The organism is Mucilaginibacter sp. UR6-1 (genome assembly GCF_020880975.1).
Classification (GTDB): Bacteria; Bacteroidota; Bacteroidia; order Sphingobacteriales; family Sphingobacteriaceae; genus Mucilaginibacter.
The window spans coordinates 127,716-150,069 of the sequence record NZ_JAJIWP010000001.1; the positions used below are offsets into that span (position 1 = coordinate 127,716).

18 protein-coding genes are annotated in these 22,354 nt (G+C 46.5%); 6 read left to right on the top strand and 12 right to left on the bottom strand.

Annotation, left to right across the window (positions count from 1 at the left end; translation table 11 throughout):
- Window positions 1-7: 7 nt before the first annotated feature.
- From LJ707_RS00625 to LJ707_RS00650, 6 genes are all read right to left on the bottom strand, one after another.
- Window positions 8-817: a glycosyltransferase family 2 protein gene (locus LJ707_RS00625; RefSeq protein ID WP_228948796.1), complete on the bottom strand. Its 810-nt coding sequence runs from the start codon at window positions 815-817 to the stop codon at window positions 8-10.
- 37 nt (window positions 818-854) lie between these two features.
- Window positions 855-1,031 (bottom strand): hypothetical protein, encoded by a 177-nt coding sequence (locus tag LJ707_RS00630; RefSeq protein WP_228948797.1) that lies wholly within the window; start codon window positions 1,029-1,031, stop codon window positions 855-857.
- A gap of 52 nt (window positions 1,032-1,083) precedes the next feature.
- Entirely contained in the window at window positions 1,084-1,353 is a 270-nt protein-coding gene (locus LJ707_RS00635; protein ID WP_228948798.1) for a UBP-type zinc finger domain-containing protein, read from the bottom strand.
- A gap of 18 nt (window positions 1,354-1,371) precedes the next feature.
- Window positions 1,372-3,030 carry a response regulator gene (locus tag LJ707_RS00640; protein WP_228948799.1) on the bottom strand — a complete coding sequence of 553 codons (1,659 nt, stop codon included), beginning with the start codon at window positions 3,028-3,030 and terminating at the stop codon, window positions 1,372-1,374.
- A 43-nt stretch (window positions 3,031-3,073) separates the two neighbouring features.
- A complete protein-coding gene (locus LJ707_RS00645) occupies window positions 3,074-4,474 on the bottom strand; it encodes an ATP-binding protein (RefSeq protein ID WP_228948800.1) in 1,401 nt (466 codons plus the stop codon).
- Between the two features lie 129 nt (window positions 4,475-4,603).
- Window positions 4,604-6,064, bottom strand: a complete 1,461-nt coding sequence (locus LJ707_RS00650; RefSeq protein ID WP_228948801.1) for a cell wall metabolism sensor histidine kinase WalK — start codon at window positions 6,062-6,064, stop codon at window positions 4,604-4,606.
- Window positions 6,065-6,214: 150 nt separating this feature from the next.
- Between LJ707_RS00650 and LJ707_RS00655 the strand changes: the two genes are divergently transcribed.
- The gene (locus tag LJ707_RS00655) at window positions 6,215-6,574 is read left to right on the top strand and encodes an iron chaperone (protein WP_228948802.1); all 360 of its coding nucleotides are present in this window, start codon (window positions 6,215-6,217) and stop codon (window positions 6,572-6,574) included.
- Here the strand turns inward: LJ707_RS00655 and LJ707_RS00660 are convergent.
- The 4 genes from LJ707_RS00660 to LJ707_RS00675 form a co-directional block, all read right to left on the bottom strand.
- Window positions 6,571-7,320 (bottom strand): DUF3575 domain-containing protein, encoded by a 750-nt coding sequence (locus LJ707_RS00660; protein WP_228948803.1) that lies wholly within the window; start codon window positions 7,318-7,320, stop codon window positions 6,571-6,573. The two genes, LJ707_RS00655 and LJ707_RS00660, sit on opposite strands and share 4 nt — an antisense overlap.
- Window positions 7,321-7,404: 84 nt before the next feature.
- A complete protein-coding gene (locus LJ707_RS00665; RefSeq protein ID WP_228948804.1) occupies window positions 7,405-8,640 on the bottom strand; it encodes a PepSY domain-containing protein in 1,236 nt (411 codons plus the stop codon).
- Window positions 8,641-8,646: 6 nt separating this feature from the next.
- Complete coding sequence (locus LJ707_RS00670) at window positions 8,647-11,109, bottom strand: TonB-dependent receptor (RefSeq protein WP_228948805.1); 2,463 nt, start codon at window positions 11,107-11,109, stop codon at window positions 8,647-8,649.
- A 117-nt stretch (window positions 11,110-11,226) separates the two neighbouring features.
- Entirely contained in the window at window positions 11,227-12,450 is a 1,224-nt protein-coding gene (locus tag LJ707_RS00675; protein ID WP_228948806.1) for a dicarboxylate/amino acid:cation symporter, read from the bottom strand.
- A gap of 128 nt (window positions 12,451-12,578) precedes the next feature.
- On the opposite strand from LJ707_RS00675, the gene LJ707_RS00680 reads away from it, so the two are divergent.
- Window positions 12,579-14,240: a M1 family metallopeptidase gene (locus LJ707_RS00680; RefSeq protein ID WP_228948807.1), complete on the top strand. Its 1,662-nt coding sequence runs from the start codon at window positions 12,579-12,581 to the stop codon at window positions 14,238-14,240.
- 64 nt (window positions 14,241-14,304) lie between these two features.
- Here the strand turns inward: LJ707_RS00680 and LJ707_RS00685 are convergent, their stop codons facing one another.
- Both LJ707_RS00685 and LJ707_RS00690 read right to left on the bottom strand, forming a co-directional pair.
- On the bottom strand, window positions 14,305-14,703 hold the full coding sequence (locus tag LJ707_RS00685; RefSeq protein ID WP_228948808.1) for a VOC family protein: 399 nt from the start codon (window positions 14,701-14,703) through the stop codon (window positions 14,305-14,307).
- Window positions 14,704-14,814: 111 nt separating this feature from the next.
- Window positions 14,815-17,184: a glycoside hydrolase family 127 protein gene (locus LJ707_RS00690; RefSeq protein WP_228948809.1), complete on the bottom strand. Its 2,370-nt coding sequence runs from the start codon at window positions 17,182-17,184 to the stop codon at window positions 14,815-14,817.
- Between the two features lie 233 nt (window positions 17,185-17,417).
- Between LJ707_RS00690 and LJ707_RS00695 the strand changes: the two genes are divergently transcribed.
- Genes LJ707_RS00695 through LJ707_RS00710 form a run of 4 tightly spaced genes read left to right on the top strand, consistent with a single transcriptional unit; the run spans window position 17,418 to window position 22,241 of the window.
- Window positions 17,418-18,356, top strand: coding sequence for a dihydrodipicolinate synthase family protein (locus LJ707_RS00695; protein ID WP_228948810.1), 939 nt, complete (start codon window positions 17,418-17,420; stop codon window positions 18,354-18,356).
- Window positions 18,357-18,365: 9 nt separating this feature from the next.
- Entirely contained in the window at window positions 18,366-19,949 is a 1,584-nt protein-coding gene (locus tag LJ707_RS00700; protein WP_228948811.1) for an aldehyde dehydrogenase (NADP(+)), read from the top strand.
- A gap of 1 nt (window position 19,950) precedes the next feature.
- Window positions 19,951-20,952, top strand: coding sequence for a 4-hydroxyproline epimerase (locus LJ707_RS00705; RefSeq protein ID WP_228948812.1), 1,002 nt, complete (start codon window positions 19,951-19,953; stop codon window positions 20,950-20,952).
- Between the two features lie 44 nt (window positions 20,953-20,996).
- Window positions 20,997-22,241, top strand: a complete 1,245-nt coding sequence (locus LJ707_RS00710; protein ID WP_228948813.1) for an FAD-binding oxidoreductase — start codon at window positions 20,997-20,999, stop codon at window positions 22,239-22,241.
- Window positions 22,242-22,354 lie beyond the last annotated feature (113 nt).

Here is a 22,354-nt window from a genome sequence, read left to right on the forward strand (position 1 = left end):
TGTAAAGTTATTTGATGTTTAAAACGCGTTTAAGGCGTTTCCAGGTACCTTTCCACAGGCCGCCGTCAATTTGTATGCGGCGGTCAGTGGTCCAAACAATAGCGTTTGAGCTTGATACACGGTGCATTTTGCCAAAGCCTTTACCTGTAAGCTTTAAGGCAAGGTAACCATCCTCATTAGTGCCCGGCGGGTGGTTAAAACCGTCAACCTGCAGGCCCTGCTCTTTACGAAAGCCGGAGTTAAATCCGTAAACATTTACAGCCTCGCTTTTAAACTTGCTGTTGTAAAAACGGGTAAGCTCGGCAAACCATTCGTAAAAATAATAGGTAAAGCGCCCCGTGCTGCCAATAGGGATAAATGAAAATATACCGTAGGTAATGGCCACATTATTACTGTTTACCAGCGGCTTTATCATTTCTTCTATCCAGTCTTTAGGATAAATGGTATCAGCATCAGCGTTAAGTATATACTTGCCGCGCGCCTGGGCCAAACCGCAATTACGGGCAGGTGTAATACCCTGGGTAGTTTCCAGTACGTAATTTACGCCACAATGTTTTATCAGTTGCTCGGTAGCATCTTTTGAGTTGTTGTTCACCACCACAATTTCAACAGGCCATTGGGTTATGTTGCTGCATAAAGATGCAAGGGTTTGTACAATGTTCTCTTCCTCATTATAGGCCGGCATAACAACCGAGATCAGTGGTTCAGCATCTTTTGAGAGCTTTTTGTAAGCAGCACGAATGCGCTCAAAGTTTGCAGCCGAATGATCTTTTGTAAGATATTGTTTAATGTATGCAGGTATATAGATGGGTCTCATTGCCAAAGTAGGGTGCTTTATTTATGAATATAGGTTTTTATACGTTTGTTTTTAAAAATAGATACATCAGGCTATGGCGCTGTAATAAACCCATAAAATAAACAGTACCTGCAACGGCACCCTCAACCACAGGTAATTTGTTCCGCTTCACGTAATTAGTGCCTTTTGGGTAATCAATATGTTTAATGGCGGCATAAATATTGGCGGGCAGCATCAGTACAAAATATAATGAGCGCTATGCACGTAGCCCTTGCAAATCTAACAGTTTAGTATTCTGTGAAAACCTCATCCGGGTAGCACCACAGCCAGCGCTCGCCCGGCTCGGCCGAGGCTATTACCGGGTGCTGCGAACGGTGGTAATGCTTGGTCATGTGTTTGCGGGGCGATGCATCACAGCATAATGTAACGCCGCAGGTTTGGCAGGTGCGCAGGTGTACCCAGGTGCCATCGTTTTTAATACACTCCTCGCAAACGTAATTATCACCAATGGTAACCTCGGTAATGGCGCCTATGTGCGCACAGGTTGGTTGTTCCATATGTTAATGCTGTTAAAGTTAAACTTCGGCCAGGTATTTATGTACAAAACTGATGGCCATTGAGCCTTCGCCCACGGCGGATGCCACGCGGTTCATGGCCCCGGCACGTACATCGCCCGCGGCAAAAATACCCGGTGTGCTGGTTTCAAGCATGTAAGGGTCGCGGGTCATTTTCCATATCTTGCCAAAACCATCGTAACGGTTTAGCTCGCGGCCGGTTTCAACAAAGCCTTTGTTATCCTTAATAATATTGGTACCCAACCATTCGGTATAGGGTTTGGCACCTATAAATATATATAGCGCGTCGGCATCAACAACTTCGCTTTCACCGGTTTGCAGGTGGGTAATGGTAAGCTCGCGCAGCTTATCGTCACCTTTAGCCTCGGTTATTTCGCTGCAGGCCTTCAGGCATATGTTGGGTACACCGTTGATCTGCTCAATAAGGTAGGCCGACATGGTTGACGACAAATCTTCCCTGCGGATGATGATGCACACCTGTTTAGCGAATTTTGACAGGTACATGGCCGCCTGCCCGGCCGAGTTGCCGCCGCCTACTATATACACCTGCTTATCGCGGCAGGAGAGGGCCTCGGTATTGGCCGCGCCATAGTAAATGCCCGCGCCGGTAAAGCTGTTTATACCCTTGGTGTCAAGCTTGCGGTAATCAACGCCGGTGGTAATAATTATGGCCTTGGCATTTATCTCGGTTTCATCATTCAGTATAATGGCCTTGTAACCATCCTTTACGCGTATCTCCTTAACGGTTTGGGGCGATAAAAATTCGGTACCAAAGCGGGTTGCCTGTGTAACGGCACGGCGGGTAAGGTCTGAGCCGCTCAACCCGCTCGGAAAGCCCAGGTAGTTTTCGATACGTGAGCTGGTACCAGCCTGTCCGCCTGGTGCATGGCGTTCAATAAGTAAGGTTTTTAACCCCTCGGATGCACCGTAAACAGAAGCGGCCAGTCCGGCCGGGCCGGCGCCAACAATGGCAACATCATAAACATTATTGCTTACCCTCGGGTTAAGGCCAATTTTTGAGGCTACATCAATTATGCTTGGTTTTTTAATCACCTCGCCATCCTCAAATATCAGCACCGGGAAATCCTTGGGTTGCAGGTTGTTTACGCTGCACAGGCGGGTGCCCTCCTCATCGGCCATATCAATCCATTGGTAAGGTACCAGGTTGCCGGCCAAAAACTCCTTTACCTCGTGGCTTTGCGGCGAAAACTGGTAGCCTAAAACCTTTATGCCTTTAAAATCAGGGCGATAGCCGCCCTGCCAGTCATCCAGCAGATCATCAATTATAGGGTACAGCTTTTCTTCAGGCGGGTCCCATGGTTTGGTGAGGTAGTAATCCAGCTTTACATCGTTGATGGCCTTTATGGCGGCATCAGTATCAGAGTAAGCAGTTAGCAGTACCCGTTTAGCTTCAGGAAAGAAAACCATAGCCTTGGTTAAAAAATCAACACCCTGCATTTCGGGCATGCGTTGATCTGATATAAAGGCGGCAACAACCTCACCTTTGTTTTTTAATTCAAGCAGGCTGCTTAATGCCTCATTGGCTGATGATGTGCTTAGTATGCGGTAGTCCTGACGGTATTTGTTACGCAGGTCGCGGTTTATGGCCCGCAATACCTGCGGGTCGTCGTCAATTAAAAATATTATTGGCTGATCCATTGATGGTTATAGTGCTGGTAGATTGGTGATTTATAAAAAAATGTTATTCCTGGTTTAAAGGCAGGCAAACCTCAAACTCCGTTTCGCCGGGTTTTGATTTAACCTTTACCGTACCATTGTGCTGCTGAATAATGCGGTTAACCACATCAAGCCCCATGCCCGTGCCTTTGCCCATAGCTTTAGTTGTAAAAAAAGGATCGAATATGCGGCTGCGTATCTCCTCCGGAATACCCGGGCCGCTATCGGTAATTTTTACCTGCAAAAATGCACCGTCTCTGCGGGTGCTTATCTTGAGTACGTTGCCGTTATTGCTCTCCATGGCATCAAGGGCATTATCTATCAGGTTGGTCCAAACCTGGTTCAGATCGCCGGGCCGCGCGTTTATTTTAGGCAGGTCATCGGCAAAGCTTTTTTCAAGATGTATGTTATTCTTTTTGATCTTATAGATCATCATTTTTAAAGTACTGATGATGCCTTCTTTTATATCCACTGGTTGCTTGTCTGCCGCCATGTCCATGTGGGTAAAGTTTTTTACCGAGGTTACCAGCTCGCTGATACGGCGCGATGCTTCCTCAATATCGGTAACCAGTTTGTCGGTCATCAGGGTATTATTTATCCAAACCAATACGGGCGATACACAATCAACTGCTACCTGGTCCCTTAACTTGTCGAGGTCGGCAACGGTAAAGCCAACATCAACCAAAGTTTCGGCCATTTCGTAGCTGTTCACCTCATGGTCTTCAAGCCAGTCCATTATCTCATCCTCTTTGGCTGATTTTTCGAGCATGCTCAGCACCGGTTTATCCGGCCGGTTAATAATCTCCTGTATAAACACGTTGATAGGGTCAACTTCGCTCATTTTTAATTTAATGGCGGCTATTTCCTTAAAAATATGCGGGTGTTGTTTAAGCTGATCCTTTAATGCCGATGTATTGCGTACAATGGCCGCCGCGGGGTTATTGAGCTCATGCGCCAAGCCTGCCGAGAGCTTGCCCAGGGCCATCATCTTTTCGTTTTGCTGTTGCAATGCTGTAAAATCACGCACCCGGTTGGTCATGATGTGTACCAGCGCTTCAGTAAGTTCGTAATGTAATTTAATGGCTTCCTGCATTTTTTCAGCCGGGCACATCAACGCAGTCATCTTTTTTACGCACTCACCGTACCCTATTACTTTTTTACCTCGCGAGTAGGGTAGGTAACCGGTAATTGATCCTTCGGAAAGCATAGCAACCTCGCGTATGCTGCCACCCTGCACCATGCAAACACGGAAACTGCCCTGTAAAATAATAAGCGTAAAATTTAAAGGCGAACCAGCCTCAAACAAACGGTCGCCGGGCTCAAATTCTTCAACATGGCTTTGATCTATAAGCCACTGCAACTGCTCATCAGGCACATTTTGCAGGTTTTCGTTGTGTTTAAGCAGGTCAACAGTTATAGTATGCATAGGTAGTGTTTTACGTAAGTAAAAGTAATGCACATTTTTTACAAATGCGTTATACAAAACACTACAAATAATGTATAAACATTAATAACCCTGAGCATATGATACCAGCTACCAGGATGGTAAGTTTGATCAGACCGAAAGGGGCAGGCTGAAATAAAAAGTGGCACCCTCAAACTCCTCGCTCTCAACCCATATTTTGCCTTTATGCAGGTGAATGATCTCGCCTGCTATGTACAGGCCGATGCCAAAACCGGCAACTGTTTTCATGATCTCGTTATCGGCACGGTAAAAGCGGTCAAACAGTTTTTCCTGATCCTGCTTTTTTACGCCGATGCCCTTATCAGTAACTGATATTACGGCATCGGTTTCATTAACCACGCAATTAACATAGATCTCCGTTTCGCGCGGTGAGTATTTGGCGGCGTTACTTAAAAAGTTATCCAATACCTGGGCTATCTTATTGCGGTCGGCATTTACCGGGGCGGCGTCATTGCGGTCAACTTCAATAAAGTGGCTGCTATTTATAAAGCGGGCATCGGCCACTACTTCATTTATGAGTTCGCTGATGTCAAAAACTTCGGGCGATAGGGTGATCTTACCCGACTCCAGTTTTGAGAGGTCAAGAAAACCGCGTATCATTTTGGTCATCTTCACAATCTGCAGATCAGCTTTGGCAAGGGCACCGGCAATAAAGGGTTCGCCCAGTTTTTGCGCCTTACCCATTGATATTTGTATGTACGATTTGATGGACGTAAGCGGCGTTTTAAGCTCGTGGCTTACCATCGCTATAAAATCATTTTTACGTATCTCTTCCTGCTTGCGCTGGGTAATATCTATCATTATACCCGAGTAATTGGCCGGGTTTCCGTGAGCATCATAATATAACCTGCCGGTTGAGTGCACCCAGTATTGCTTGCCTGTTTTTGGATCGGTAATAGGGTACTCCATATCGCAGCCACCGCCTTGTGCAAAGGCTTTGGTAATAGCGGCAACAACTTGCGGGCGCTGCTGTTCGCCTATGCGGGCCATAGCTTCGTCAAACAAAAGCTCATCATCAGGCTGCAACCCAAAAAACTGCTTGGTACGTGCTGATGGGTATATCTTCATGCTGGTGGCATCAATACTCCAGGTACCCAACCCGGCCGACTCAATGGCTAATTGCAAACGCTGCTGTGCCTCGGTAAGCTGAAAGCGCGCTGTTACCTGTTCAGTAATATCAATAGCGGTATGCAGTATGCCCCAAATACTGTGGTTGCTATCAGTAAGGGGTTTAAAAGTAATGTTATAGTATGATGCAATGGCTTTACCGTTTACTACACGGTCAACACGTTCCTCTTTAAGCTCAATATGCTGATTGTTTTGATAAGCATCGATCAGCAATGAGCCGAGCCGCTGGCAGGCAATCTCGGGCAGGGCATCGCAAAAAGGGGTGTCGAGTATGTCATCATCCTTTAACCATATTTGCAGCATGGCCTTATTAGCTACTTTTATGAGCATGTTTTTGCCGGTATAAAGCGCAGTTGGAGCGGGCGTTTCGTCAATAACGGCACGCAGCATATCCGGTTCAATATCAAAAAGGGAAAAACTCATACTTGGTTAGCAAATATAGATTGCAATCAGCATTTACTTATACGTAATTTTAAATGTAATGGTTAATGTCTTTTTTTTATCTTAAACGCATGGCATCTTTGTAATTTACAATTTAGTTTGCCGGGGGGGCACTGTAAAAAAACTGATAACATGCAAAGCAAAGCTACCAACGTTGACGATTATTTGAAGGAAGTGCCTACCGACCGCCTGGAGGCGCTTATACACTTGCGCGGGCTGTGCCGCCAAATATTTATTAACCATACCGAAAGTATGCTGTATGGCATGCCCACCTATACCATTAACGGCGTTGCCCATGTTGCCTTTAACAGCCAAAAGAATTACATATCGTTATACCTCACCGGTACTGAAATAATAGCCCGGTACAGCGACCGGCTGAATGCTTCGACAGGTAAAAGTTGTATAAGGTTTAGCAAACCGCAAAAAATGGATTTTGATTTAATTGCCGAAATGCTGCGCGAAGTGGTGGCATTAAACACAACGGGTGCTTAAAAGCGGATACCCAATGCCAAACCAAGCCTCGCCGTAATCCACTTACCATCCAGGTCTATCGTTGCGCCGTTTTGGTCAACCTTGTAATCAGTTTTTATAAAGCCGTTCTTAAATTCTTCCAGCTCATCGCGCAGGGCTTGCTGCTCGTTTTCATCAAGCGGCGCACGGCCGTCAACACGGCCGGATGAGTGGCCATAGCTGCCGCCAATTATCCACCAGTCAAGGTAAACCAATTGGCTTATTTTAAATTGCGAACCTATCATCACCCCGCCCGAAAACGCGTTGAGGCTGCCCGAAAACGGGAATACCTTTTCGGTACCGTTATAATCATACTTGAACGGCAGCTCGGCAGTGTAATGCGCATAGCGAACATATGGCGCAATGTAAAAGCCCCGGCCGGCCTGTTCGCCGGTATAGTACCTGAATTCGGGCTCAACCACAAAGTTTCCGGTACGAAAACCGTCTATCTGTTTTGATACCTCATCATCATCAATAATATTTTTAAAAGCTTGTTTAAAAGGCAGGCTCGAGGTAGGCGCGTACCTGATACCCAGGGCTACCGATGTTTTTTGCCCTACAGGCCGCTCATACTGCAACGAAATGTTTTTGAGCAATAAGGCAGGTACATTCAGCTTTAAATAGTTATCGCCATCGTAATCGGTAGTTTGCGCTTGCAGTGTTGAACAAATAAAACTCAGGCAAGTAACAAGGCAGGTTAGCTTCACCGTATATTTAAAAGCAGCCATGGTATACAATTATATTTAACATTTGGTAGTTGTATAATCGTATACGATGCCTGCTTTTTATTTGTTGTACCGATGGTAAATTAATTACACAACCTGATCCTCTTTAACCACCGCAAGGTTACGGCGTACAGGCGCTGCCCGTTTAGCCAATGGCTTTTTGCTTTTTTTATTGCGTTTGCCCCACCATATCATAAAACCGGTTATGGGTAATGATGCGCATACCAAGCTTGCCAAAAATGCCAGTAGCTGCGTGCCCAAACCATAAATACGGCCCGTATGAATATCTTTGTTGGAGTTGCGCCATTTTAAGCCTAATGGTTTTTGGCTGTGTATAAGCTTATCAAACTGTTTGCCGTTGCGCATATCAAAGTAAAAATAACTCATATTGCGCCAGCCATCGCTGCGGTTTTTGTGGTATACAAAGGCCATCAGGGTTGGTTCGTCCTTCTCAGGCAGGTTAAGGCCGATGGTAAGGTAGTTGTTGCTGACCTCGTGTTGTATATGCGCTAAAATGTTATCAAGCGTATGTTTTTGATTAACAGCAGGAGGGAGGGTACTAACTTCAGGCGCTTTGCGTACCAGCTCAACCTTGCCCGGTGAGCCTAAAATGCGGTATATGCCATCTTCCCACCATTTGAACGACCATACCAGCCCAGTGATAGCAATAATCATGGCAATGGGCAGCACGTAAAAGCCGAAGCTGTTATGCAGATCGTAATTAACGCGTTTCCACCGGGCATTCCATTTTACCGAGAGGTTTTTCTTTAGCTGCTTTAAATTTTTAGGCAGCCATAGCATAAACCCGGTAATCATCATCAGCAAAAACAACAAAATGCACGAGCCTATGATAACACTGCCTACCGGTTTTACCAGCAGCAACTGCCGGTGCAGTTGTTCGGTAATATTGAAAAACTCGTACCTAACGTCAATAACCCCAAGTACTTCACCTGTATATTGATTGATGTAAACATCATCTTTATACTTAAACTGGCTAAAATAGCTCCACCATTGTATTTTATCCTTTTTATTAATTTTTGATGCGGAGAAGATATAGCTGTGGTCGGCTTCATTAATACGGATATCACTAACCGGCTTTTTTTTGCCCAGCTTTGCTTGTGCTATCACCAATAACTCAGAAACCGGCCTTGCGGGGCCGGTTTGTTTCACCTCGACAAGGTCGCGGTGAAAAGTATCAAAAAGCTCATCTTCAAACACCAGGATGCACCCGGTTACTGATACCAGTACTACGATGATACCGGTAACCAGGCCTACCCATAAATGCAGCCATGCAGCTACGGCTTTAACTCGCTTCCAGATCATAAGCTATTAAAAATCGTACGTTAAAGTTAAAAGATAATTTGCAGGTGCGCCCGGGAACAGCCTGATATAATCATAGCCACCTACCCAGTATTTTTTGCCGGTGATGTTGTTGGCATTAAATTGCAACTGTACTTTATTAACACGATAGTAAGCCGCCGCGTTAACCAGCAGGTACTCCGGTATGGTTTTAGTTAAATCGATAGATAAGTTACGCTCACCCACATAGTTTGAGCCAACACCTAAACCAAAGCCGCTTAACGGGCCACGTACAAAATTATATCTCGTCCAGATGTTTGCACTGTTTTTTGGCGCGTTTGGCTTTTGCAAACCAAGTTCAACAGGATTTGGACTATCTACAATTTTTGCATCGTTATAAGCGTATGACGCTAAAATGCTCCAGTTTGGCAAAATACGGCCGGTAATATCAAACTCAATACCACGTGCGCGCTCTTTACCAATCTGCCTTAAAAGTTCAGGGTTAGTGGCATCATTAGCATTATAAAGGGTATTGTTCTGCTCAATTTGATAAACTGCGGTAGTGATGCTCAACCTGTCATCAAACCAACTGCTTTTTGCACCAAACTCGATCATGTTGCTGGTTAAGGGATCAAACGGTCCACCCGCATTAGGGTTAGCCAGGTTGGCCGCGGTTTGCGGGTTGTAACCCATTACATAAGTACCGTAAACATTGATATTTTTAGTAGCGGTATACACCAGGCCGAAACGTGGCAGCCAGGCGCTTGAATGCGTTTTAACTTCGGTATTGGTGAGGTAATTGTTAAAGTCGGTATAGTATTCATAACGGATTCCGGCTAATAATTGCAAACGGCCCAATTTGATTTGATCCTGCACATAACCTGCATTCAGGTAATAATAAGTTGGTGCAAGGGTAGTTGGTGCAAAAAAAGCTTTGGTATCGTCCTGCATGCGCTGAGACAATATTGAATTGTTAAGATCAAACGATGGTACGTTTGGCATTGGATTGCCATTAGCTTCATGTTTATATAATGAATCGCGCGTTGATACATACGACGCAATTGAGCGGGTATTTAATGAATCACGATATCCGGATGCTGTAAGCTGTGATGCACCAGCAGGCATTTTCTCGCTGCCATAATCATAGCCAACTACAATTTTGTGCTCAAAGGGACCCGTTTTAACATTGTAATTGAAGTATCCGCTCAGGTTGTCAATGTATCGTTTACGCTTGCGCTGAAATATTTGCATTGCTACTAAGTTCGAAATATCTTTTCCGGTTCTGTCCTTAGCAAAAGCATTTGCACTTCTGTGCTCATACAAGTCTTCCTGGTAGCCGGTTTTTGAATAGGCGGCGTTAAAGCTAAGCTTATCATTAAATTTATGGTTTAATGATAGGGTTACAATGTAGGTTTGCTCGTTCAAAAAATCGTTAGCGGTACTCAGCGCTAATGATTGTGGGGTAGAGTAAAGGTCGTTACCAATTACTGACTGGCCCCTGTCAAGCCTTGAGCGTGAGCTGTTGTACACCATATCAAAGTTGATGCTGGTTTTTTCGGACGCTATAAAGGTAAGCGATGGCGCAACCACAACATTCTTGTCAAATTGCAGGTCGCGGAACGAGCCTGCATCCTCATAACCCAAATTGAGGCGGTAAAGCAGTGAACTATCCTTATTGGCAGGACCGGTAAAGTCAGCCAAACCACGCAGGGTGTTAAAGCTGCCTAATGACATGCTTAACTGGCGGCGGGTTTCATTCAGCGGTTTTTTAGTTACACGGTTAACAACACCACCCGGGCTGGCGTTACCATACAGGGCTGATGACGGGCCTTTCAATACCTCAACACGCTCCAGGTAATTGGTAAGCGGCTGTTTCCAAAAGCCGGTGCTGGTACGCAGGCCGTTAACCAGTTGCGTATTGCTTTGGCCGTTAACGCGAAAGCCACGTATGGTCAGGTCATCATAAAAAGTGAACTGGTTTACACCACTAAAGTTTTTAACGATATCGCCGGTACGCACAACGCCCTGGTCAGCCATTAATTCCTTACTGGCGTAGGATACAGACTGTGGCAGATCCTTAATATCGGTTTCGGTTTTGTTGCCGATAAAGGTCGATTTGGTTTTGTAAGTTTTCTCCTTACGGCCGGTTATCTCAACCTGTTGCAGTGATGAATTATCAGTAGATAGGGAGATGTTCTGTTTAACGCTGGCACCCGCTGTTACATTTATTTTATGCGATGAGGCAGTGTAGCCAATAAAGCTAACGTGCAGGGTATAAGTTCCGGGTTCGAGTTTAATGGTGTAGCGGCCTTTAGCGTCAGTAGCGGCGCTGAGTGATGTGCCTTCAATAGCTACAGTAGTGCCGGGTAGCGGGTCGCCTTTTTCGTCAATCACTACGCCGCTTACGGTTTGTGATGTTTGTGCATATGCGGGAGGAATAAAATAAAGAACGCAACTGAGCAGCAAAAAAGAGAATAATAAACGTTTCGTCATGTTAAATTGTGCGGATTGTGATGGTAATAAATAACACCGCAAATGTATATTCTTATTTAGATTAAATCCAAATAAATTGTTAAAAACATGTTAAAACATTCAAACAAGTTGTAAATATTATGTTGAAACCTGCTCCATCCAGTTTTTACCATGGCTAAAGCGAGCTACAAGCATGGCAGCAACCGTATCGCCGGTTGAATTAAGGAGGGTAGCCAATGGATCAACCAGTGTGCCTATGATGATGGCAGGGGGGAGCGCCTCCGGCGGAAAACCGTAGGCAGATATAAAAAGCAACTCGCCAACGTAGCCGCCATTGGGGATGCCGCCCTCAACAATACTAACCAAAATGGTAATAGCCAGGGCAGTAATAATAGTTTCCGGGCTGTCAAACCCTTTGCCAAACAATGCAAACACCACTGCCATTTTTACGATGGACGAGATGCTCGAGCCATCCTTATGCAGTGTAGCGCCAAGCGGTATGGTAATATTGGCAATATAATCGGGCACGCCAATTTTTTTGGCGGCTTCCAGATTAGCCGGTATGGTAGCAATGCTGCTGCAGGTACTTACCGCCGTTGCCGATGGGATGATGTTGTTTTTCCAGTAGCGTTTAAAACCTTTGATGCCGCCCGCTATAAAGGCATAGGCACTAAATCCAAACACAAAATAAAATGCGCCCACACTATAGTATAAGCCTAATGATTTAGCATAAGCGCCAAAAAGCTGCGGCCCGAAATAACCCACCTGGTAAGCAAAGTAAGCCCCAAGGCCAACAGGTGCCATCTTCATCAGTATGATGAAGAGCTGCTTGAAAACCTCGTTCCCCGCGTTTAAAAAGCGGGCAAAGCGTACGCCATCCTCGCCGGAGCGCAGTACCGCGAAGCCGATGAGTACAGAGAATAATATCATGGCCAGCATGCTTGAGCGGGTGAATAGCTGGTAAAAATCGGCCGTGGTAAAAAGCTGTACCATTTGCTCACCAAAAGGCTTTTTACTGATTTGCTCGGTAAGTGGTGGCGCGGTTAACTGCTCATGTACCGGGAACAGGCGTACCGCTATTATGGTTAACGTGGCTGATACCAGTATCGTCCCTAAAAATACCAGCGATGTTACACTGAGTAATTTACCAATACGGTTGGTGCCGTTTAAATTAGCTATGGCCGATGATATGGCAAAGAATACCAATGGCACTACTGCGATGAACAACAAGTTCAGGAAAATATCCCCGATAGGTTTCAATACAACTACCTGTTTGCCCATTACCAAACCTGCAATGGCACCGGCGCTTACGCCGCTGATAAGCCATAATATTCCGCTGTAGTTTTTTAGCCAGTTATTCATTTACCGTTTTAAAGGTGTGCCGCAGGCTAAGATATGTAAAAAAGGAGCTAATAAGCGGTTGGCAAGCCATGGCTTTGTAAACTATTTTTGCTAATTGCAGGCCTTATGCCCGTATATTTATTTTGATTATGATACACACCAGATTATGCCTTACTGCTTTAGCACTGCTTGCCGCTGCCGGTTGCTTTGCCCAAACAGCCCCCAAAGTTTATATCCGTGCCGATACCCTGCGCGGCACCATCACCCCGGAGCGTGTTTGGTGGAACGTGTTAAAGTACGATATTACCGTTAAGCCCGATTACAACAGCAAAACCACATCAGGCTCAAACGTGATCACCTACAAAGTGCTTTCGGGCAAGCACACACCGGTAATGCAGGTTGACTTGCAGGAGCCGCTGAATATTGACAGCATATTGCTGGATGGCAAACAAAAACTAAAATATACCCGTGAGGGCAATGCCTGGCATGTAACCGTTGGCGAACAGGCCGCGAAATCAGAACATAAGCTGGCCGTTTATTTTTCAGGCACGCCCAAAGAGGGGGTTAGGCCGCCCTGGGTAGGCGGGTGGACGTTCGCCAAAGATTCACTTAACCGCCCCTGGATGACAGTTACCTGCCAGGGCCTCGGCGCTTCGGTGTGGTATCCTTGTAAAGATCACCAGTCGGACGAGCCGGATCAAGGGGCTTCGCTAACCATGATCGTGCCGGATACGCTGGTAGCCGTTGCCAATGGCAGGATGCTATCACACGCAAAAAACAATGATGGTACCGCTACCTACAAATGGGCGGTAACCAACCCCATCAACAATTACGATATTATACCCTACATAGGCAAGTACGTAAACTTTAGCGAGGTTTACAATGGCGAAAAAGGCAAGCTCGACCTGAATTACTGGGTGCTTGATTATAACCTGCCGAAGGCTAAAACCTATATGCCGTTTGAAGTAAAACACATGCTAAAGGCGTTTGAGCACTGGTTTGGTCCGTATCCGTTTTATGAGGATGGTTATAAGCTGATTGACGCGCCGCATACCGGTATGGAGCATCAGAGCGCCGTGGCTTACGGCAACTGGTACAAACCGGGCTACCGCCTGCGCGATGCATCAGGTACCGGACTCGGCATGAAGTGGGATTTTATCATCGTGCACGAGAGCGGGCACGAGTGGTTCGGCAACAACATCACCAGTAACGATCTGGCTGATATGTGGATACACGAAAGCTTTACCAATTACTCCGAAACCCTGTATGTTGATTACCGCTTCGGCGTTGATGCCGGTAACGATTATAACTACGGCATCCGCAAGGGAATACAAAATAAGGAACCGATCATTCCGCCATATAACGTAAATGCGCAGGGCAGCGGCGATATGTATCCTAAAGGCGGCAATATGCTGCAAACCATCAGGCATAGTATTAATGATGATGTGCTGTTTCGTAACATTATGCGCGGGTTGAACAAGCAGTTTTACCATCAAACCATAACCGCCGCGCAGATTCAGAACTACATATCCGGCCAGGCTAAATTCGATTATAAAAAAGTGTTTACACAATACCTGACCACCACGCAGATCCCAAACCTGGAATTGCAATACAGCACTGACGGTAAAACGCTTAAATACCGTTACACCAATTGCATACCCGGCTTTAATTTACCATTAGTGTTAAAGGATCAAACCAAACAGGTAAAACTCAGCCCGACAACCGAATGGAAAACCATTACAGTAGGTGCGGATAAAGAGTTATTTAAGCCGGAGGCTATTATTAAAATGTACTATATCACGGTATCTTAATATGTTTATAACCCATAAAAATGGCCGCTTTGAATAAAAGCGGCCATTTTATTTTATATCGATATTATAGATATTTCTCCGGTACGGAATGCAGCGCTACGCGGTTCCCCTCGGTATCTAAAAACACCGCCATGTAACCATACTCGGGCGATATTTCTGTTTTAGGTACGATGATGGTGCCACCGGCTGCCTCAATACGGTCAACCACAATTTGTACATCAGGGTTAGCATTCAGGTAGATCATGGTACCGCTGTTTGCCGATGGCTGATGAAAATCAGATACCTGGCACAGCGCGCCGCCTACACCGTTCATCGGGTCCTCAAGCGGGAACATGGCCATAACGGCACCCTCAAACTCAATGGTCTGCATCTTAATATCAAATATCTTTTCGTAAAAGCTTTGCGCGCGTTCAATATCTGCGGCCGGTATCTCAAACCAGCTAATGGCGTTTTTAAAGATCATAATTAGTGTTTTGGTTTAATTTAAAGTTAACGCTCAAATAGTTATAATCAAAACGTTTGCAACAAAAAAGCCCTGCTATTTGCAGGGCTCGGGTTAATAGGGGAGAGTTACTTATTCGCGCACCATGTGGCTGCCGTAAACCGGGCCTGCGCTGTTTTGCGGTTTGGCCTGTAGCTTAACAGTAACCTTGCTTTTGCCTTTAGTAAGCTCAATCGGTATGTTGTATTCAATATCGTAAAAGCGGCTTTCCTTGTATTTGTTCAAATCTTCGGTGGTAACCTTTACACCATCAACCAGTACATCAAATACACGGCCGCGGTTATCCATACCCCAGTAGGTATTTATCAACGTGTTTTGCTTGTTCGGGTCGGTTTTCATGGTGTACTGCAAAAAGCCGCCATTATTTGCTACACGGAATTTCTTTTGATGGTCTTCACCGGTTTCGCCATGTTCGTCGGTTAAGTTATGGTCGCGCTCAGGCTGCATCTCACCCAGGCGGATCAGGTCGGTAGTGCGCACCTCAAGCTCCTGCTGTTTTTTGCGCTGCTCCTCATAAGCCTTTTGCTGCACAGCCCAGGTAGCAGGCGTAAACACATCCCAGTAAACCGAATAGTATTGATTGTTAACCTGGTTAAAAGGCACCAGCGTAACATCCGCAGGCTGTGCAATGCTGGCCGTACGAAAGCTCAATTGGTTTTTATCAACCATTTGCAGCCATTTGTTCGGGTCGGTTTCGCTGGTTACCAATACCGGGGTACCCTTCATCGGGTCGGGCTCGGTTGTGCCTAAAACGCCTGCAAGCAATACCGGGCCATAAAATACCGCCTGGCGATTGGCATTATCAGGCATTGCCTCGGTATAAATATGCTCGGGCATGGTAAAGGTAACCTTGTCATTATTTTTCCAGCTTCGGTTAATTACCAGGTAGCCGTCAGCATCAGGGGTAGCTTGCACCGGCGAGCCGTTAACTTTTAGCGTATAGCCGGTTGTCCAGCTTGGTTTGCGCAGGCGGAGAGCGAATTTAGCGGTTTTAGTGGTGCTGATGCTCAGGGTAGTTTCATCGGTTGCAGGGAGGCTGCTTTGCTGTGTAATGGTAATGCCCTTTTCTTTCCAGGCCAATACTGATGGAATAAACAGGTTTACATACAAACTGCCGTCAGCGCCCTGAAAATAAATGCTCTCGTTATACTTAACATGGTTTTCCATACCCGAACCCACGCAGCAGGTAAACGTAGTGAACGGGGCACTGAACTCCTTACGCCCACCCATACGCAGGGGCACAAAGTAACACATCATGCCGTCATCATGGTTTTGCGATGCGAGAATGTGGTTGTAAAGCGCCTTTTCGTAATAATCCATTAAATACGCCGATGGTGCCTGCGCGAACAGATGACGCGTAAGCTTCAGCATATTATAGGTATTGCAGGTTTCGGTAGTGCTTTCGGTAAGCGTATTGTTCAGCTTACGGGCCGGCCCCAGGTATTCGTAATTACTATTACCGCCGGTAGCGTAGGAGTGATCGGTAACCACCGTTTTCCAGAAGAATTTAGCGATGCGGTCATCCTTTTCATCCAGGTTAACCTGGTAGCGGCGCGCACTGGCAATAATTTTAGGGATTTGCGTGTTGGAGTGTTTGCCGGGTAGAATGTCTTTTTGCTCAGCCAACGGATCGAGTATCACCTTATCATAAAACTTGTACGATAGGTCGAGATATTTTTTCTTCCCGGTGATGGCGTACAGGTTCACCAGCGTTTCGGCCATGCCGCCATACTCGCAAAAAAGCATTTTTTGCAATTGCTCATCATTCAAACCGTTAACGGTGTTACCTGTCCAGTCGGCAAGGCCTTCGGCAACTTTAAGCGCCTGCTTGTTGTTAGTATATAGGTAAGCATCCAGCAAACCGGCAAATACCTTATGTACTGTATACCACGGCGACCAGCCGCCATTCAGGTCAAACCCATGCGAGCGGATATCGCCTTTGGCCACTTCAGCCCAAATGGTATCCTCCTTAGGTATCGCGCCAACGTAGCCTGTTTTGCGCGCAACCTGGCATTCGCCAAGCTCGGTAACTATGTAGTTTGATCGCTTTAAAAACTCCGGGTCGCCGGTTGAGGCATAGTGCAATGCAATGGCCGATAGGTAATGCCCCAGGCTATGCCCTGCAAGACCTGATGATTCCCAGCCCTCATACTTGGCGCCTTTAGCTTTAAGGCCGGAGTGCACGCGGAAGTCAGACAGTAATCTGTCCGGTTCTATTGATAGCAAATAAGCTACATCCTTATCCATAGCCGTTTTAAATGGGCTTTGTAAAAGTTTTACCTGTTTAAGGTTAAAGGCATAAGCTTTAAGCGGAGCCTTGGGTTTAACGGCCATTTGCTTATCATTAAGCTCGGGCAGGTACGATTGTGCCATGGCTGCACGGCCAATCAGTAAGCCCACGGCAAGGGCGGTAAATAATTTACTCCTTTTTTTGAGATACATATATAAAGGTATAATTAACAACGCTGCGCGTTAGGTGAACAAGGCACTAAGTTACGCGGCCACAATATTGCTTTATGCGTGGTTATTGGCCTATACTGTGCATATTTTGACCTCTTTTTTTTGTAAGCTGATACAGGTCAGGTTTTTGGGTAAAATGTAATAAGTATAGGCTAATTTGTTATGAAGCAGCCATGTTTATTAAATATACTTTTGTAAAAAAATATTAATTACAAATGATAAATTTTAGCTGGAAAGGTGTATTCCCGGCAGTAACAACCAAGTTCACTGCAGATGATCAACTGGATTTTGAGGCTTTTGATGTAAACATACAAGCGCAGCTTGAAGCCGGTGCTGAAGGTATAATATTAGGTGGTTCGTTAGGTGAAGCAAGTGTGTTGACCGAGGACGAAAAATTCGGCCTGCTTACCCATACATTACAGTTTGTTAACGGTACTGTGCCGGTTATTTTGAACATTGCCGAGCAATCAACCCGTGCGGCAGTAAGGGTAGCGCAAAAGGCTTACGAGCTTGGTGCCGATGGTTTGATGGTATTGCCGCCAATGCGTTACAGTGCCGATGAGGACGAAACCATCGCTTACATTTCAGCTATTGCCGAGAGCACTCCGCTGCCGATCATGATCTATAACAACCCGGTTGACTATAAAATTGAGATCACGCTGGATATGTTCGAGCGCCTGTCGGTTTATCCAACTATCCAGGCCGTAAAGGAATCAACCCGTAACGTAATGAATGTTACCCGAATGATTAACCGTTTTGGCGATCGTTTCAAGATCATGACCGGTGTTGACCCTATCGCTACCGAGAGCATCATCATGGGCGCGCATGGCTGGGTTGCAGGTTTGGTTGATGCCTTCCCTAAAGAAACTGTAGCTATTTACCGTTTAATAAAGGCTGGCCGTGTTGATGAGGCTATCGCTATTCACCGCTGGTTTTTACCGGTGTTGGAGCTTGATATCCATGCCAAGCTGGTACAATACATTAAACTGGCCGAAGTGGCTACAGGTATTGGTACCGAGCAAACACGTGCGCCGCGCCTGCCATTAAAAGGCGCTGAGCGTGAAAGGGTATTAGCGGTTATTGACGCGGCATTGGCTAACCGCCCGGAATTGCCTGAAGGAAGTTGGGGTAGATTAGATGCGGTAAGTTTATAAATTTGACGAATGATCAAAGGACAAAATATTGTAGGCTGTAAACACATATCATTATCGGGCGAAAGCTTTAAGGCTATCGATCCATCTACAGGCAAACATCTCGACGGAGATTTTGAGGTAGCTGATGAACAAACAGTTGAGCAGGCCTTGCAGGCTGCCCAAAAGGCTTACAGTAGCTACAAGAATATATCGAACACAAACAAAGCGGCATTTTTACGCACCATAGCCGAAGAGATAACCGCCCTGGGCGATACCTTGATAAGCCGTGCCGTTGCTGAGAGTGGTTTACCCACTGCCCGCCTTTTAGGCGAAATGGGCCGCACAACCGGTCAGCTACGTATGTTTGCTGACCTGGTTGAGGAAGGCTCATGGGTTGAAGCGGTTATTGATACCGCTATGCCCGAACGTACGCCATTGCCAAAGCCCGACATCCGCAGGATGTACAAGGCCATTGGTCCGGTAGTAGTTTTTGGCGCAAGCAACTTCCCGCTGGCATTTTCTGTTGCCGGTGGCGATACCGCTTCGGCTTTGGCTTCAGGATGCCCGGTAATTGTAAAGGCGCACCCTGCACACCCCGGTACCAGCGCCTTGGTGGGCGAGGCTATCAGCAAAGCGGCTGTAAAGGCCGGTATGCCCGAAGGAGTTTTTTCGCTACTGCATGATTCAGGTTATGCTGTAGGTAAAGCCCTTGTAAAACACCCGCTTACCAAGGCGGTAGCTTTCACTGGTTCGTACAAAGGAGGTATGGCGCTGGTTGATATGGCCCGCGACCGTAAGGAACCTATCCCGGTATTTGCCGAAATGGGCAGCATTAATCCCGTAATTCTGCTGCCTGAAACATTAAAGAAACAGCCTGAAACACTGGCATCAAAATATGCCGCTTCTATCACCCTGGGTGCCGGGCAGTTTTGCACTAATCCGGGTTTAATACTGGCCGTAAAATCAGATGCGCTGAACGTGTTTATCGACAGCCTGAAAAAAGCTATCGAGGTAGTGCCGTCAGCAACCATGCTTACGCCGGGCATCTGGCAAAACTATCAAAACCTGTCGCAGGGTGTGGCAGGCGAAGCCGGTATTGATTTGATAGCCCGTTCAGGCAACGTTAACCAGGAGCTTTGTAACCAGTCGGTAGCTACGGTTGCCACGGTTAAGGCGAGCGAATTTATCAGTAATCATAAACTGAAGGAAGAGATATTTGGCCCATGGTCGTTATTAGTAGTAGCTGATGATGCTCAGGAGCTTGAAGCTGTAGTAGATACACTTGAAGGTCAATTGACCACTACTGTTATGGCCGAGCGTGAGGAACTTGCGGCGTATACCACTTTGCTTGATAAGCTGGCCGATATATCAGGCCGTGTAATTTTAAACGGTGTGCCAACCGGTGTGGAAGTTTGCGCGGCTATGCAGCATGGTGGGCCCTTCCCGGCAGCAAGCGACAGCCGTTTTACCTCGGTGGGTACAGGCGCAATCTATCGTTTTGTGCGCCCCGTGGCATGGCAGGATTGGGAAGACAGCCTGTTACCGGCCGAATTGCAGGATAGTAACCCGCTGAATATTTGGAGGCAGGTGAATAACGAATGGACGAAAGCATAACATGAGCAGCAAGACTTTTTTTTGTATAGATGCGCATACCTGCGGCAACCCTGTGCGGTTGGTTGCAGGTGGCGGCCCTCAGCTCAAGGGCGATAACATGAGCGAAAAGCGCCAGCATTTTTTAAAGGAATATGATTGGATCCGTACAGGCCTGATGTTCGAACCCCGCGGGCACGATATGATGTCGGGCAGTATACTGTATCCACCGCATGATCCGGAGAATGATGTGGCCGTACTGTTTATTGAAACAAGCGGCTGCCTTCCTATGTGCGGGCATGGTACCATCGGCACCATCACCATCGCTATTGAGGAGGGATTGATCCAGCCCAAAACGCCGGGTGTAGTACGTATGGAAGCGCCTGCCGGGTTGGTTATCATTTCGTACAAACAAGTAGGCCAAAAGGTAACTTCGGTAAAACTGGTCAACGTACCATCGTACCTGGCAGCGGAGAACCTGGAGGTTGAATGTCCTGATCTGGGTAAGCTAACGTTTGATGTAGCTTATGGTGGTAACTATTACGCTATTATTGATCCGCAGGAAAACTTTGGTGGTTTAGAGAATTATACTGCCGGGCAGCTTATTAGCTGGAGCCGTACCATCCGTACCCGCATTAACGAGAAGTACAATTTTGTGCATCCGCAAAACCCAACCATAAACACCTGTACGCATGTGTTATGGGCGGGGGCAACCTTGTCTGACGACGCAACCGCCCGCAATGCCGTATTTTATGGCGATAAGGCGATTGACCGTTCACCTTGTGGAACGGGTACATCGGCACGTATGGCGCAGTGGCATGCTAAAGGCAAGCTAAAAAAAGGCGATCAGTTTATCCACGAAAGCATCATCGGCAGTAAATTTATTGGTACCGTTGAGGATGAAGTAAAGATAGGTGATATAAACGCCATTGTTCCGGGTATTGAAGGTTGGGCAAAGGTATATGGTTACAACACCATCAAAATTGATGATGAAGACCCATACGCGCACGGTTTCCAGGTTATATAAATAAATATTAAAATAAGGCCGCTGCAATGCGGCCTTTTATCAATATGTCAAAAATAGTTATTATCGGAGGTGGCATCATGGGGTTGTGCTCTGCATATTATTTGCAGCAATCCGGCCATGAGGTTACTATCCTCGAAAAAGGTGATCTGAGCGACAACTGCTCGTTCGGCAACGCGGGCATGATTGTGCCGAGCCACTTTATACCCCTGGCCGCGCCGGGCATGGTGCAGCAGGGTATCCGCTGGATGTTTAACAGCAAGAGCCCGTTTTATGTAAAGCCGTCGTTAAGTGGTGAGCTGATCTCGTGGGGGGTAAAGTTCCTGAAAAATGCTAACAATGCCCATGTGGAGCGTTCGGCAAAACCATTGCTGGAGATCTCATTGTTGAGTAAAAAGCTTTACGGGGAGCTTAATGCACAACCCGGTTTTGATTTCGGTTTGGTGGAGAAAGGCATCCTGATGTTTTACAAAACTGAAAAAGCAGGGGAGGAAGAAGCGCACCTGGCCGGAAAAGCCCGTGAATTGGGTTTGGATATGGCCGTTTTAAGCGCGGCTGAATGCAAGGCCCTGCAGCCTGACCTGGCTCTTGACGTGCTTGGCGCGGTGCACTACCGTTGCGATGCGCATTTGTATCCTAACAAACTGATAGCCCTGCTGGTGAACTACCTGCAAACTAACGGCGTAAAAATAGAGCGCAATGCTGAGGTTACCCGTATTGAAACCGCGGGCGGCAAAATATCAAAAGTGTTTACCGGCAGCAAAGTTTGGGATGCTGATCAGTATATCATAGCGGGTGGCTCATGGTCGCCGGCGATAGCAAAAATGGTTGACATAAATGTGCCGCTGATGCCGGGCAAAGGCTACTCTTTTATGGTGCCCGAACCACAACAGCGTATGCAGATACCGGCCCTGCTTTGCGAAGCCCGTGTGGCTATTACGCCCATGAACGGCAGCATTCGCTACGGCGGTACTATGGAACTGGGCAAACTCAACAATAACATCAATATGAACAGGGTGAAGGGAATTGTTGAATCGGTACCTAAATATTTTCCCGACCTGCACCCCGAAGTACCGGCCGAAAAAGATATATGGTTCGGGTTCCGCCCGTCATCACCGGATGGCTTGCCATACATAGGCCGCAGCAAAAAATATAGCAACCTGGTGGTAGCAACCGGCCATGGTATGATGGGTTTGAGCCTTGGCCCGGCAACCGGCTTACTGGTTAAGCAGGTAGTTGATGGCAACAAAACAGAGATCAATATCGACGCGTTCTCTCCAAACAGGTTTTAACAAATTATTCTGGCCCGTACCATATGTTAGCAGTATTTTAACATTGGTGCGGGTGTTTTTTGTTTTTTGGGGATAAAATCGTAATTTGGGTTCCTGATTCACCCAAATTAATA